The 15,033-nt window shown below is 57.8% G+C and carries 11 protein-coding genes and 1 pseudogene; 5 read left to right on the top strand and 7 right to left on the bottom strand.

Annotated features, from left to right (window positions below):
• Positions 1-151: pseudogene (locus A37O_RS16375) on the bottom strand (IS256 family transposase); the annotation flags it as partial.
• 164 nt (positions 152-315) lie between these two features.
• On the opposite strand from A37O_RS16375, the gene A37O_RS14450 reads away from it, so the two are divergent.
• On the top strand, positions 316-1,779 hold the full coding sequence (locus A37O_RS14450) for an HNH endonuclease signature motif containing protein (RefSeq protein WP_156802466.1): 1,464 nt from the start codon (positions 316-318) through the stop codon (positions 1,777-1,779).
• A gap of 107 nt (positions 1,780-1,886) precedes the next feature.
• Here the strand turns inward: A37O_RS14450 and A37O_RS0102440 are convergent, their stop codons facing one another.
• Positions 1,887-4,370, bottom strand: coding sequence for a phosphoketolase family protein (locus A37O_RS0102440; protein ID WP_018295904.1), 2,484 nt, complete (start codon positions 4,368-4,370; stop codon positions 1,887-1,889).
• A gap of 237 nt (positions 4,371-4,607) precedes the next feature.
• On the opposite strand from A37O_RS0102440, the gene A37O_RS0102435 reads away from it, so the two are divergent.
• From A37O_RS0102435 to A37O_RS0102425, 3 genes are all read left to right on the top strand, one after another.
• A complete protein-coding gene (locus A37O_RS0102435; RefSeq protein WP_018295903.1) occupies positions 4,608-5,372 on the top strand; it encodes an SDR family NAD(P)-dependent oxidoreductase in 765 nt (254 codons plus the stop codon).
• A gap of 122 nt (positions 5,373-5,494) precedes the next feature.
• Complete coding sequence (locus A37O_RS0102430) at positions 5,495-7,057, top strand: aspartate:alanine exchanger family transporter (RefSeq protein WP_018295902.1); 1,563 nt, start codon at positions 5,495-5,497, stop codon at positions 7,055-7,057.
• 80 nt (positions 7,058-7,137) lie between these two features.
• Entirely contained in the window at positions 7,138-7,908 is a 771-nt protein-coding gene (locus A37O_RS0102425; protein ID WP_018295901.1) for an SDR family NAD(P)-dependent oxidoreductase, read from the top strand.
• Positions 7,909-7,918: 10 nt separating this feature from the next.
• Here A37O_RS0102425 and A37O_RS0102420 read toward each other — a convergent pair whose 3' ends face one another.
• The 3 genes from A37O_RS0102420 to A37O_RS0102410 form a co-directional block, all read right to left on the bottom strand.
• Entirely contained in the window at positions 7,919-8,983 is a 1,065-nt protein-coding gene (locus A37O_RS0102420; protein ID WP_018295900.1) for a lipoate--protein ligase family protein, read from the bottom strand.
• Positions 8,984-9,040: 57 nt separating this feature from the next.
• A complete protein-coding gene (locus tag A37O_RS0102415; protein WP_018295899.1) occupies positions 9,041-10,216 on the bottom strand; it encodes an NAD(P)-dependent malic enzyme in 1,176 nt (391 codons plus the stop codon).
• Positions 10,217-10,303: 87 nt separating this feature from the next.
• On the bottom strand, positions 10,304-10,855 hold the full coding sequence (locus A37O_RS0102410) for a YceI family protein (RefSeq protein ID WP_033377685.1): 552 nt from the start codon (positions 10,853-10,855) through the stop codon (positions 10,304-10,306).
• Positions 10,856-11,002: 147 nt separating this feature from the next.
• Between A37O_RS0102410 and A37O_RS14445 the strand changes: the two genes are divergently transcribed.
• Entirely contained in the window at positions 11,003-11,503 is a 501-nt protein-coding gene (locus A37O_RS14445) for a roadblock/LC7 domain-containing protein (protein WP_211208345.1), read from the top strand.
• A gap of 9 nt (positions 11,504-11,512) precedes the next feature.
• Here A37O_RS14445 and A37O_RS0102400 read toward each other — a convergent pair whose 3' ends face one another.
• On the bottom strand, positions 11,513-12,577 hold the full coding sequence (locus A37O_RS0102400) for a hypothetical protein (RefSeq protein WP_018295896.1): 1,065 nt from the start codon (positions 12,575-12,577) through the stop codon (positions 11,513-11,515).
• A 77-nt stretch (positions 12,578-12,654) separates the two neighbouring features.
• Complete coding sequence (locus A37O_RS0102395; RefSeq protein ID WP_018295895.1) at positions 12,655-14,994, bottom strand: ATP-binding cassette domain-containing protein; 2,340 nt, start codon at positions 14,992-14,994, stop codon at positions 12,655-12,657.
• Between the last annotated feature and the right edge of the window lie 39 nt (positions 14,995-15,033).

The following is a 15,033-nucleotide window of genomic DNA, read 5'->3' as shown; positions in this document are numbered from 1 at the left end:
CGTATTCGGCGCCGCAGACCTGGTCGGCTTGGGCGGACAGCAGGAGGTTGATGGTGTCCTGGAGCATCTGGCGCATCAGATCGGGTGAGGCTTGGGCCAGCAGGTCGTCGAGGTATCCGGTGGGGTCGATATGATTGGGCGCGGAGGCCATCGTTGGTGTCCTTTCGAGGATGTGTAGGAGCTGAGTCGAAAGGTACCGCGGTGGTCTCCTTGCTGGTCGGCAGGGGGGGTTCACCAGGCGGTAGCTGTACACCACACTATTGGACGCAACCGTCAGCTCAAGTCGAGAAATGCGTTCAGCAAATCGCGGAAGCGATGGAAGCACTTAGTGTTGTCATGATGGTCCCTGAAAACGAGGACTTTTTCGCTGTTCATGAGCATATGGAGAAGCTTGAGGAAGCATTTAACCTCAAGGCAACCATTGATGCGTCATTAGCTTTTATGGGAGAACGGGATGGCGCGGGTCGCTTGGTTGGTGCAAACTACCCAGTCGAATATTTTACCGAACGGATGGGGCTTTCTCGGGCCGAGGCTTTCGCCCGATTGCAAAGGGGGCAGGCGCTCTTTGGGGAAGCTCAAGCTCCCAAACCAGAACCTAATCTGGAGCCTGAAGACGAAGAAAAGCAGAAGGAAGAAGAGCGCAAGCGGGCAGAGCGAGAGAAGAAGGCTCAGGAAAAGGCACGTCGAGAAGCGGCAGAAAACAAAATCTCTGCAGAGAAGCATCGAATTATCGAGCGCGCGCTTCTGAACTTGAACGAGCACTCCGACCCCGGTCGCAATGAAATCTATGCACAGGCATTAGAAGCGGCCAAAACCAGAAATTCAGCCGATCTCCGAAAGTACGTCGAAGACATTGTTCGACGAGCGAATAGGAAAGGGAAAGACTACGCAGGGAAGAAAGATCCGCTCGCTGGACATAAGAAGCGCAGCTTTCATATGAGTGAGCCAGACGCTGACGGCGTAGTCACCATAAGCGGAAAACTTGCCGCCGCCGAAGCTGCAGCATTAAAAGCCGCTCTTGCCCCCGGCCTCGCGCCAGGTAGCAATACTTCCAAGGACTCTAGCGACGATAAACGCACCAGGGGTCAGCGTCTGGCTGACCAACTGAATGCCATAGTGAACTCGTATAGCCAAGATATAGTTGCCAAGAACAGGGGAATTGGTTCCGTGGTCATTGCCATGACCATGGATGATCTTGCGGGGGCCGATTGGGAAACTCGATTCTGCACCAACACAGGAATCGACCTGAATTCCTTCGACATTCTTCGGTTGGGCATGGCAGGAAGTGACTTCGTCCTCCAGCTTGATTCCGTCACTGGAATCCCGCTCTCGATGGGGCGAACAAGGCTCGCGAACTTAATGCTCAAAATCGTGATGTTCGTAATGCAGGCGGTGTGTGCCAGGAATGGCTGTACCAAACCAGTAACCGAGCTAGAGGCTCACCACATATTGGCCTATCTGCAAGGTGGTCTCACCGATATAGAGAATCTCGTCCTCTTATGTCGAGAGCATCATCGATGTAACAACGATCAACGAGATGGCGCAGACAATATGGGCTATATCGACCGCGATCTAGCTACATGGGAAACCGGTTTCATGCCCGCGGATGGATCGCCGATGCAGCCCAATACCACTCACCAGCACGAACAAGCCCCGGGCCAAAAATTGCGGCGGCGGGCCAGAGAACGATATCCGGACTTCGATGCGGAAAACCGCCCGGCTCAGGACCCGCTTCTGTATCCGCCACCGAACGAATCCGGTGCATGGAAAACGGCCTAGCGGTGAAAATAGAACCTCCACCACAGCAAACGAAAGACCCAATTTGGCCTGGCCAAACTGGGCCTACCCGTCATTGCGTAGCCACATTCAGGGCTAACAGACCTGAATTACTCGTTGTCGCCACCTGTCACCAGAACAGCATCCTGATCAGCATCCGCACCAGCCTCGTCGGACCAGGTCCAGTTAGCAACCGATGGAACATCTTCGCCATTTTCAAACGCGTAAGCTCGAGCCGAAATTCGTGCGTCCTCCATGTACTGACGCAGGTTCGCGTACTTCGAACCCAACGAAGGAACGCGGTCGATAACATCCATCACCAGGTGGAAACGGTCCAGATCGTTGCGCATCACCATGTCGAATGGGGTAGTGGTGGTGCCCTCTTCCTTGAATCCACGCACGTGAATATTCTTGTGGCCATTGCGACGGTAAGTCAGGCGGTGAATCAACCATGGGTAACCGTGGTAAGCAAAGATCACTGGCTTGTCGGTGGTGAAGTAGGTATCGAAGTCACGGTCAGACAGTCCGTGAGGATGTTCCTTCTCATCCTGGAGACGCATCAAGTCGACAACGTTCACCACGCGGACCTTCAGATCTGGGATGGCCTCGCGAAGAATCTTCGCTGCTGCCATCGTTTCCAGCGTCGGAACGTCGCCAGCACAAGCGAGCACCACATCAGGATCCTCGCCCTCAACTTCGGTGCCTGCGAAGTGCCAAACACCAAGACCGCGGGTGCAGTGCTTGAGAGCCTCGTCCTTGCTCAACCAGTTCGGGTTAGGCTGCTTACCAGCAACAACCACGTTGACGTACTGGCGCGAACGCAAGCAGTGATCGAAAGTGGAAAGCAAGGTGTTCGTATCGCAAGGCAGGTACACGCGAACAACTTCAGCCTTTTTATTCACCACGTGGTCGATGAAGCCTGGGTCCTGGTGAGAGAATCCATTGTGGTCCTGGCGCCATACGTGCGAGGAAAGCAGGTAGTTCAAGGATGCAATAGGCTGGCGCCACGACAATTCGTTGGTGACCTTGAGCCACTTAGCGTGCTGGTTCACCATCGAGTCGACAATGTGAATGAAAGCTTCGTAGGAGTTCAGCATTCCGTGGCGACCAGTCAGAAGGTAGCCTTCCAGCCAGCCCTGGCACTGGTGCTCCGAAAGCATCTCAACTACGCGCCCTGCACGTGCCAGTGGATCATCGGCATCAGATTCGTAGAGGTCGGCGTTCCACTGCTTGTCGGTTACCTCGTAAACATTCTGCAACCTGTTCGAGGCGGTCTCATCGGGGCCGAAAATGCGGAAGTTGTCAGGGTTGAGCTTGATCACGTCTCGGAAATACGTACCCAACTGGCGGGTTGCCTCGGTGATTGGGGCACCCGGGTTCTCCACGTCGATCGCGTAATCGCGCCAATCCGGCAAGATGAGGTCCTTCAGAACCACGCCACCGTTGGTGATTGGGTTGGCGGACATGCGGCGATCACCGGTTGGGGCAAGCGAAGCAACCTCAGGAACGAGCTTGCCGGACTCGTCGAAAAGCTCCTCTGGCTTGTAGGACTGGAGCCAATCCTCAAGGTTTTTCAGGTGCTCATCGGTATCGCGGGCATTGGCCAGCGGAACCTGGTGCGAACGCCAAGAGTTTTCGGTGACCTTGCCGTCGATTTCCTTCGGGCCGGTCCAGCCCTTTGGGGTGCGCATGACAATCATTGGCCACATTGGGCGCTCGAAGTCGACGCCGTCCTCGGCTGCCTGAGCAGCTCCTTGCTTGATATCTGCGATTTCGTCGAGGCAATCGTCGAGAAGCTCGGCGAAACGCGTGTGGTAGGACTCCGGGGACTCGTCGTCGAAGCCCGCGACGAAGACGTGTGGCTTGTGGCCGTAGCCGACCATCAGCGCTTCGAGTTCCTCGTCGGAAATGCGCGCAAGCACGGTTGGGTTGGCAATCTTGTAGCCGTTGAGGTGCAGGATTGGCAACACAACGCCGTCTTGATTCGGGTTGACGAACTTATTGGCGTGCCACGAAGTAGCCAGCGGGCCAGTCTCGGCTTCGCCGTCGCCGATGACGGTGAACACCAAGAGATCCTTGTTATCGAAGGCCGCGCCATATGCGTGGGACAGTGCGTAGCCGAGCTCGCCACCTTCGTGGATGGAACCTGGGGTCTCGGGCGCGGCGTGCGAAGGGATGCCTCCCGGGAAGGAGAACTGCTTGAACAGCTGCTGCATACCGGTCTCGTTTTCCGTCACGTTGGGGTAGACCTCGGAATAAGTACCCTCAAGGTAAGTGTTCGCCACGATGCCGGGGCCACCATGGCCTGGGCCGGTGACATACATTGCGCTGAGATCGCGTTCCTTGATGGCACGGTTGGCGTGAGCGTAAATGAAGTTCAGGCCAGGAGTGGTGCCCCAGTGCCCAAGGAGGCGGCGCTTCACATGGTCGCGGTTCAGGGGCTCACGAAGAAGCGGATTCTCCAAAAGATAAATTTGGCCAACGGAGAGATAGTTGGCCGCGCGCCACCAGGCGTGAATCTGGTCAGCGGTTTCTGGAGTAATTTGTGCGCTGGCGTCGGCGGGGCGGTGCTGCCAGGTAGAGGCAACGTTCATGGGGTGCTCCTCAAATGTCGATATATCTCGATAGTGCGCATACAGCATTTGCTGTATCTATCCCCCATTTAACCTGGATTCGAGAATTGTGGCACTGGTATTATCAATTAATTAAAGTTAACAATGTCACAGGTAAGTCATTTTGGCTGGCAAACCAGTGTCTCGCGCGCAGAAGGTTAGGTTTTTCACATCTGCAAGCCCGAGCAGAATTCTCGCAGGGTGCCTATTCTGGGTGGTATGAGCGATTTTTCAGGCCACACCATCATCGTGACTGGCGCTGCGTCCGGCATCGGCCGGGCCACCGCAACATTGCTTGCCTCCCGCGGGGCATACATCGTCGGAGTAGATAAGAACGACGCCGTCGAAGACCTCATCGACGAAATTCGTGTCGGAGGAGGTTCAGGTACCGCGATCCGCGGCGATCTCACTGACCCCGGCATTATTAGGGCCACCGTCGAACGGGCAGTCGATCACGGTGGGCAGCTTGATCTCGTCAACAACGCTGGCGTCATGGATCGCTTCCAAGGCGCGGCCGCAGTGTCCGACGAGGTGGTCAATCGTTCTTTCGCCATTAACCTTTTCGCCCCCTTCAATATGGTGCGGGAAGTTCTGCCACACATGATTGCAGCGAAAAAGGGCGCGATCGTGATCGTTGGCGCCGAGGCTTCCTTCCGCGGCGGCGCTTCCGGGGTTGCCGACACCATGGCGAAGCACGGACTCGCGGGCCTCGCCAAAAACACCGCCTACACTTACGCCAAGCAGGGTGTGCGAACCAACCTGATTGGTCCCGGTAGCGTCTCTACGCACTTGGCTAGCGGTTTCGATCCGCTCTCGATCAATCCCGACGAGGGCATGGATGCGATCTCGCCGGTGCATCAGGCCTCGATTCGCACCGCGGAGCCCGAGGAGTTGGCCAGCGTGATCGCGTTCCTGCTTTCGGATGCGGCAAGCTATATCAACGGCGCGACCATTCCGGTCGACGGGGGTTGGCAGGCAGGTTAAGGGAGCATTTTCGCTTATTGACGATTGCCTCTGCCCATCCTTCGGGCTCACCCTAAATAAAAGATCTGATTAACCGTGCCCGAACGCTGCTTGCAAGTGGCCGGGCATATAAAGTTTTTCTTGTGATTGAATTCCTTCAAGAAAATGTCCTACTGACTATCTTTGTTGTCATCGCGTTAGGCGCGGCTTTCGGGGCGGTTCCCTTCGGACCAATCAAGTTCGGCGCGGCCGGCGCCCTATTTGTCGGTTTGGCAGTCGGCGCCTTCGTGGAGCTGCCTCCCGACCAGTTGTCCATTCTGCAAGATCTTGGCCTTGGTCTCTTTGTTTATATGGTCGGCCTTGAGGCGGGCGAGACCTTCTTCAAAAACATTCGCTCGCAATTCGGGCTGATGATCATGTCTTTGGTTGCCATCGTGCTGGGCGCCATCACTGCGGTTGGCGTCGGCGGACTGCTGGGCATCGCGCGCGAAGTTTCCGTTGGTGCTTTTGCTGGTGCGTTGACATCTACGCCTTCACTGTCATTGGCACAGCAACAAACCGGGTCCGACCTGCCTGCCGTGGGCTACTCAATTGGCTACCCGACAGGTGTGATCGTCGCCATTTTGCTTGTTGCGGCGACTATTACCAAAAATTGGAAGGCGCCCAAAGATGAGGATCGGTCGGCGGAAGGCGAACTACGTGGTGTTCGGATCGGTGTTGAGAAGACGGTGACTTCCGAAGAATTGGCCGAGCAGTTCCCGAACCAGATTACGGCCGGTGTCCTGAGTCGCAAAGGTAAGACAGTCATCCTGGGATCAAACTTCAAATTGGAACCTGGCGACACCGTATTCCTGATGACAACGAGGGGAGCAAGCGCTGAAGTCGTCAAAACACTTGGTCGGAAATTGCCGGAGCTTTCTCGCCGGATCCCGCACATGACCATTCAGCGTTTCAGCGTTTCTAACCAGGACATTGCGGGCAATACGTTGGGAAACATTCCGCTGTATAAAAAGTTCGGTGCCCAAACCCTGCGCGTACGTCGAGGTGACGAAGAATTACTCGCCACCGATGACTTGCACATTGCCTCCGGCGACATCATCGAGGTGGTTGTACCGACAGCGAACGTCACTCGCCTCGAGCAGTACCTCGGAGACTCCGTTCAGGTAGCCAACCAGCTCGACTGGGTTGCCGCGGCCGGAGGTCTCGTCTTCGGCTTCATTCTGGCTGCCATTCCATTCCCGCTCCCGGGTGGAACCAGCTTCTTCATTGGTGCCGCCGGTGGCCCCTTGATCTCTGGCCTAATCCTCGGTGCTCTCAACCGCACCGGACGCATTGCGTGGCAGCTGCCTCGCTCGGCAAACTACGCTCTGCGCCAATTTGGACTCATGCTTTTCTTGGCAGCAGTCGGAACCGCGTCGGGCCCAGCTTTCGCGTCGACGGCATTTTCGCTCCAGGGCCTGACCACTATTCTTCTTGCCGTGATTATCGCCCTAGTTGGTTGTGGCTCCCTGTTGGTCATGGCGTATCTTGCGGGCCAGTCTGAGACGCGTGCGAACGGTGCCGTGGCAGGACTTCTGGGACAGCCAGCGGTCCTCGAGTATGCGCTGCAGAACTCCAACGACAATCGGATCATGACCGGTTATTCCACTACGTTTGCCGTCGCCCTGATTTTCAAGATCATGGTTGTTCCGTTCATGTTGATTTAATTACAAATGCACACAATCCAACCGAATTCCGCCTACGCTCGAATCTGTAAGTAAAAACTATCCAATCATAAGGTGTGAACATGGCAGAGAAGGATTTTGCAGGTCAGTCAATCATCGTGACGGGCGGTGGTTCGGGAATCGGGCGTTCTACCGCATTGCAGCTGGCGGAACGCGGCGCCCACGTCATCGTGGCCGATCTCAACGATTCCGGTGATGCGGTCGCAGAAGAAATCAACGCCGAGGGTGGGGCGGCAACCGCAGTCATCGGTGACATTTCTGACGACGTCATCGTCGCAAAGCTCGTCGAGGCCGCCACCGCAAACGGCGAGCGCATCGGCTTGGTCAACAATGCTGGCGTCATGGATCAGTTCGACGGTGTCGAATATACCTCTGACGAAATGTGGGAGCGTACCATCCGCATTAACCTCACCGCCCCCTTCAAGCTCATGCGTGCGTGTGTACCGCACATGCTAGAGGCAGGTAAGGGCGCGATCGTTAACGTTGGTTCCTCGGCATCCCTGCGCGGTGCCGCCGCGGGTGCCGCGTACACGTCCTCGAAGCACGGACTTGTTGGGCTGACCAAGAACGCCGCCTACATGTACGCGAAGCAGGGGATCCGCACCAACTTGGTAGCTCCAGGTGGCGTGGACACCAACATCATGGATTCCATCGACGGTTCTCAAATCAACCCTGAGCACGGCCTCGAGGCACTCAAGCCAGTCCACGAATCGGCCGTGCGCAGTGCAACCCCGGAGAGCATTGCTTCCGGCATCGTCTTCCTCATGTCCGACGCCGCCGAGAACTTCAACGGCGTCATCATGCCTTCCGACGGCGGCTGGTCAGCAGGCTAAGCAGATAGCTTTAAGGCACCCGATGCGTCCAAGCATGCGTTGAGTATTTCGTATCGACGAGCTCCCGCGCGGCGTCCAGATCCTGCTCGCTCAGTTCGGCAGGCTGGGCGCCGTAACGCGCGCTAAAAGTTGAAATCAAGGTGGAAATAATCTCTTCGCGCGAGGCACCCGTCTGTCGACGCAGCGGATCCACGCGCTTCTTCGCGGAGCGCAGACCCTTGTGGGCAATCTTTGCCTTTCCGATGCGCAGTACTTCGGTCATTTTGTCGGCGTCAATGTCGTAGCTCATGGTCACGTGGTGCAACACCGTGGAGCCTTTTCGCTTCTGAGCAGCGCCACCGATCTTGCCACCGTCCGAGGTGATGTCATTGATAGGCACGTACCAGGCGTTCACACCGTGTTCGGCGAGGGCGGCAATGACCCAGCGGTCAAGAAACTCATAAGAATCCGTGTACGACAATCCCGCGACGAGCTTGTCTGGAACATAGAGGGAATAGGTAATGCAGTTGCCGCCCTCCATAAACATCGCACCACCACCGGACATGCGACGCACCACCTGAATGTCGTGCTTCTCCACGCCATCGGGATTGAGCTCATTGACATAGGACTGGTAGGAGCCGATCACCGTCGCGCGGTCTTCCCACTCCCAGATGCGCAGGGTAGGGCCGCGCGTGCCGGCCTCGACCTGGTCCATGAGGAGCTCATCGAGGGCAACATTCACCACCGTGGGCAACGGTCCAGGGTGGATGATCTCCCACTCGAGGTCGGTAAAGTCGACCGCATCGGTAATGGCGCGGCGCACCACCTGTGCGACATCGAGGGTGGAAAAACCATGCAGGGCTACACCGTTGATGTCTGACAATGCTGCATCCAGGCGGTTAGTTAGGGCCTGCGTGTCGTCGTTAAGCGATGCTCCCTGCAAGGCTGGGCCAAGTGCTTCGTAGGCTTCTTCCGGCTCGAGGAAGAAGTCGCCGGAGATCTTTGCGCTAACAATAACGTCGTCGTCCGAGACGATATCGGCGACGACGAGTTTTCCACCAGGGACTTTGATTTCTGAATGATGATTTGTTGTCATACCACCATTTGTACCCGAATTTAGAAACATTTGCGTGTCCTAATTCGGGTTGCGGTATTAACCCTCTTTCCGCGCAGCCTCCTGCACCGCCTTGCTCACCGCGGGCTCGACCTTTGGGTCCAAGGGGGACGGCATAATGAAGTCCGCGGCGAGGTCATCGCCGACGCACGCGGCGATCGCCTTCGATGCCGCCAGCTTCATCGCCGGTGCGATGTGGGTGGCACCCGCAGCAAGCGCGCCCGCAAAAATACCTGGGAAGGCCAGCACGTTGTTCACCTGATTGGGTAGGTCGGAGCGGCCGGTGGCCACCACCGATCCGTACTTGTTGGCTAACTCGACTGGGATCTCCGGATCGGGGTTAGCCAGCGAGAACAGGATCGGTTCCGGTGCCATCAATTGCAGCAACTCCTCGCCGACGTGACCACGGGAGACTCCGATAAAGGCATCGGCCCCAGTGAAGGCCTCCGCTGGCCCGCCCGTAAGCCCGCGAGGATTGGTCACTTCGGCAATCTTTTCCTTTACTGGGTTCAGGTTCTCGCGGCCCTGGGAAACAATGCCGCGGGAGTCGAGCACGACGATGTCCTTGACCCCGGATTCTAAGAGCATGCGGGTACACGCGACACCGGCCGCGCCCGCGCCAGAGACGACGACCCGCAGGTCCTCGAGGTTGCGCCCCGTCACTCGACACGCATTGGCCAGGCCTGCGGTGACGACGACCGCGGTGCCATGCTGGTCATCGTGAAAAACAGGGATGTTGAGCGATTCCTCGAGGCGCTGCTCAACCTCAAAGCAGATCGGCGCCGCGATGTCCTCTAGGTTGATCGCGCCCACGCTAGGCGCAATGGCAGTCACTGCCGCGACGATCTCATCAGCAGAATGCACGTCCAGCACGATAGGAATCGCGTTTAGATCAGCGAAGGTGGTGAACAGCTGACACTTGCCCTCCATGACTGGAAGCGCAGCGTGCGGGCCGATATTTCCCAGGCCCAGTACTGCGGATCCGTCGGAGACAACGGCCACGGTCCGCGAAATTCCCGTGAGTTCACGCGCTCGAGCAGGGTCCTCTTTGATTGCCAAACATGCCTCCGCGACACCGGGGCTGTAGGCAATGGAAAGGTCGCGTTTGGAGGTCAGCGGGCGCGAGGACTTAATGGATAGTTTGCCCCCACGGTGGGCTGCGAAAACTTCTTCGGGAGTAATGGGCGCGATGAGGTCGTTATTGTTGTTATCCACGCAAAACAGTATGGCAAGGAATTGCTGATAGTTCAGGAAATCCGGCTATCGCAAGATAAAAATCACCTATATTTAACCGGGGTTAAATCAGCCCTCTTCGTCACAGCGCAACGCCGAACCATCAACGACAATGTGGATCTCCTCCGACACCAAGACGTTTCCGGAATCCAACACGGTATTCCATTCCACCCCGAAGTCCTTGCGGTTGATATCGCAGGTTGCCTCGAATCCCACCCGGGAGTTGCCGAATTGATCGCGCTCGGCACCAAACACGGCCACGTTGAACAACACCTCGCGCGTCGTGCCCTTGATGGTCAGATCCCCAGTGACATACAGGGTATCCGAGCCCTGGAACGCGACGCTCGTCGAATCAAAAGTCAGCGTGGGATGCTCGCGCACGTCAAGAAAATCGGGGCTGCGCAGGTGGGCATCGCGTTGCGGCTGGCGAGTGGTCAGCGAGGACGCATCGATCGTGGCGGAGATCGTCGACGCCTCAGGGCTGTCGTCGTTGATATATAGGGTGGCATCCCACTCTTGGAAAGTCCCGTGGACTCGGCTGATCATCGCGTGCCGGGCAGTGAAATTGATCGAGGTGTGATCCGGGTCAAGCTTGTAGTACCCATTGATGTCGTTTGTCATCTCAAATTCCTCGCCCACATCTCCACACTATTAGTCATTCTTTTAGAGGTCGTCACCATCGCCAATGGTTTAGTACGATACCAAAGGTAGCCCTGAAATTTCGCCCGTCAGCACTGGCGCGATAGGGAAAGGAACTGATTGATGGGTATGTCTCGTCAGCAAGAATACAAAGTGGCACTCGACGGGATCGCGAATGATCTCGACGGGTTCCTGGGTGCGTCCCTCGTCGATGCAACCACGGGCATGGCTTTGGCGTCGCGCGCTGGGTCCGCCGATTTCGATCTCAACGTTGCCGCCGCCTATAACTCGGAGATGCTGAAGTCCAAGAAGCGGACGCTCAAGGCGCTCAACCTAGAGTCTGAGTTCGAGGAGATGCTGGTGACCCTCGAGGACCAATACCACCTGATCCACCTGCTCGAGGACAACCTCTTCCTCTATGTCGCAACCAGTCGCCAGGGCAACTCAATTTCCATGTTGCAGGCGGTAGTCAGGATTCACCTCCGCGCATTAGGCCAGGGAGCAGCCCCCGCGCCGCAGCCGGTCAGCACAAAGACGCAAGATTCGCTTGACGACGAAGCCCGTGCCCAACCACAGCCCAAGCAGCAATTTAGCCAGCGTGGCTGGATCTCGCGCTGGCGGCCAAGTTAATCTGCCGAGCTATTCTTCCGCATCCTCGCGGTAATGCCGAGGGCCCGCCGACCGTGATTGCTGGTCCCGCCACTGATTGAGCTGTTCGGAATGGCTGAGGTAGGGAGACGGTGCCAACTCCACCGGAGGCTGTTCCTCGTCCACGGGAATCTCAGCCTCGGCGACTTGGGTTACCTCGGGTAGCTGCTCAACCTCAGGTTCCGGCGCAGGAGCTTCGGCCGGCGGCACGTCTTCATGAGGGGAGACAACAACGCGGGCCCCCTCGTGCGGGTGTGCTTCGTCCTCGGGGTCCGTTGCCAAGACGTGGGCAACTGTCACCATGACCGTGCCGTCTTCTAATTGATTCACACGCGAAGCGGTGCGGGGACGCGTATCGGGGGTTTGTAGAGGCGCGACATGTTCGGAATCACCACGCGGCTGGCTAGCATCAATGCGGACTACCGAATCTTGGAAATATCCACGCCCCGCGACAGGGGAACCGGGATCGTCGTCGTTGACTAAATGAACGAACGACAACAGCCTCGCGCCTGCGTCTCCCTGCACTGCGCCCAGGACCCGGCCGTCCAGAACCGCGATGAGCTGGTCTCCCATCTCCGTCAAAATTAATAGCCACTGGCCGGGGGAGAGCACCTGCAACTCGGATTCGTCGAATTCGCCGGTCGTGGTGTCGACCTCAAAGGAATCACCCGGGGGGAGGATCCAGGTCTCATCCGTGACATTGTTCCGAGGCACCGCCAGCTCGGGTGGGGGCAAGAGCACATCCACGCGGAGTTGATTGTCCTCGATGCGAATCCCCGCGATCGTCTCAGGCAGAAATCCGGAAGATGTAATGCGCACCATCTCTGGATATTCCTCGCGCAGATCCTTGGCAACTTCTCCCAAGATCCCGAACTCCCAACGAACTCGCCACGTACCCTGCACCGGATCAGAGGCGAGAGTAACGGGGACGAACACTTCCTCTTCGGTGGGGGTGAATTGCGCGAACAGCGGTGCCTGGAGGATATTGTCCACGGGCAGGCGACGGTACTCATTCAGAGCGACCGGAGCCACGAGGTAGTGAGGAGTTTTAGACATGGCACCCGATCCTTTTCTTGTCAGCTCGAATATGAAGTAGTCACTATCTTATTTGATACCAGCTCCTCCCAATGCAATTAGAGGTATTGCGCTAAGAACCGTCCCGTCGCGCTGTCCTCGTGGGCAGCAATCTCCCGTGGCGTGCCCTGCGCCACGACTGTGCCGCCGGCCGAACCCGCGCCGGGGCCAATATCAATCACGTGGTCAGCCCGACTAATCACGCCCAGATGGTGTTCGATGACGATCAGGGTGGCGCCCTTGTCCACCAGCCGCTGAAACAGCGAGACCAGCGCCTCCACGTCCGCCAGGTGGAGGCCGGTGGTGGGCTCGTCGAGAATGTAGAGGGTTGCCTTGTCATTCAAGTGGCTGGCCAGCTTGAGGCGCTGACGCTCGCCGCCCGACAGCGTGGTCAGGGGCTGGCCGAGCGTGATGTAGCCCAACCCCACATCCACCAAGTGTTGGCACATCGTGGCCGCGGCACGGACCTTATTTTCCTTCAAATATTCGGTAGCCGCCTCGGCACTCATACCCAGTACTTCCGCGATGTTTCTCCCACCCAGGGTGTAGCCGAGCACGGAATCGTCGAAACGCCTGCCCTCACACACCTCACAGGGCACATCCACCCCTTGCATCATGCCGAGGTCAATGTAGACCACACCCGCACCCTTACAATGCTGGCACGCGCCCTCGGAGTTGGGAGAAAACAGCGCAGGTTTGACGCCATTTTCCTTCGCGAACGCCTTGCGAATCGAATCCAGCGCGCCGGTGTACGTAGCCGGGTTCGAACGGCGAGAGCCTGAGATATGGGATTGATCGACCCACACGGTTTTCTCGTCGTGGGGCACGAAAGAAACTAACGACGATTTACCCGACCCGGCCACACCCGTGAGCACAGTCAGGGCCTCGCGTGGGATCGACACCGAGACATCGTGCAAGTTGTTTAAGTTAGCGTGTTCGATTTCGATGGTGCCGGAGCCGGGGCGGACCTGGGCATCGTCGATAAGCGAAAAACGCGTGTGCATGTGCCTGCCGGTGACGGTGTCGGCGACCTCGAGCTCGGCGACCGTGCCCTTGAATACGACGTGGCCACCTTTGCTGCCCGCGCCGGGACCGAGCTCGACGACGTGGTCGGCGATCTCGATGGTTTGGGGTTTGTGCTCGACAACGAGCACCGTGTTGCCCTTGTCGCGCAGGCGCAGCAGTAGCGTGTTCATGCGCTCGATATCCTCGGGGTGCAGGCCGGCGGTGGGCTCGTCGAAAACGTAGGTGGTGTCGGTGAGCGCTGAGCCGAGGTGGCGGATCATCTTGATGCGCTGCGCCTCGCCGCCCGAGAGCGAGGAAGCCGGGCGATCGAGGGTGAGATAACCCAGGCCGATCTCGACGAAATTGTCCAGGGTTTCCTGAATCGCATTGATCAGTGGAGCGACCTGCGGGTCCGTGACCTGCGTAAACCACTGTGTCAGGTCGGTGACCTCCATGGCACACAGCTCGGCGGTGTTTTTGCCGAGGATTTTTGCCTCCAGCGCATGAGGCGCCAGGCGGGTGCCACCACATTCAGGGCAGGCCACGAAAGTGACGGCGCCGTCGACGAAGGCACGGATATGCTTCTGCATACCCTCGCGTTCCTTCGACAGCATGGACTTGGAAATCTTCGGGATCAGGCCCTCGTAGGTGACGTTAATTCCCTGGAACTTGACGCGCTCCTGGTCCTTGTAGAGCAGGGCGTGGCGCTGCTCGGCGGTGAACTTTCCTACCGGAACATCGAGGGGGTAGAGGCCGGATTCGGCGTATTGGCGCCAGGACCAGGAGTTCACCTTGTATCCGGGGATCAGGATCGCGCCGTCGTTGAGGGAGAGGGAATCGTCGACAACTGCTGCCTCATCGACTTGGCCGACGCGCCCGGTGCCCTCGCAATTCGGGCACATGCCGCCGGTGCGCGTGAAATTCTTGACGACTTTCTTATTGCCACGGGCATCGGTCAGGGCGCCGCCGCCCGAAACGGACGGCACGTTGAAGGAATACGCGCCGGGCCCGCCCACATTGGGCTCTGCGATGCGCGAGTACAAGATCCGCAGCATCGCGGTGGCATCGGTGGCAGTGCCTACCGTGGAGCGGATATTGGCGCCCATCGGTTCCTGATCGACGATGATCGCCGCCGTGATTCCCTCCAGCGCGTCCACGTCCGGCCGAGCCATCGAGGGCATAAAGCCCTGCACGAAGGAGGAATAAGTCTCGTTGACAAGGCGCCGGGATTCGGCCGCGATGGTAGAAAAAACTAACGACGATTTACCGGATCCCGACAGACCCGCAAACACCGTTAGTCGACGCTTCGGGATGCTCACCGAAATATTCTGCAGGTTATTTTCATTCGCTCCACGAACTTCAATCTGGTCATGGGTATCTGAGGCTAAACTCATAGAAAAGAGAGTACGGAACAATTTCGATCTATGAATCGT

The sequence above is a fragment of the Corynebacterium lubricantis DSM 45231 genome (assembly GCF_000379425.1).
Taxonomy (GTDB): domain Bacteria; phylum Actinomycetota; class Actinomycetes; order Mycobacteriales; family Mycobacteriaceae; genus Corynebacterium; species Corynebacterium lubricantis.
Note: the sequence above shows the minus strand (reverse complement) of the source record. Positions and strands in the feature narration are given on the sequence as shown.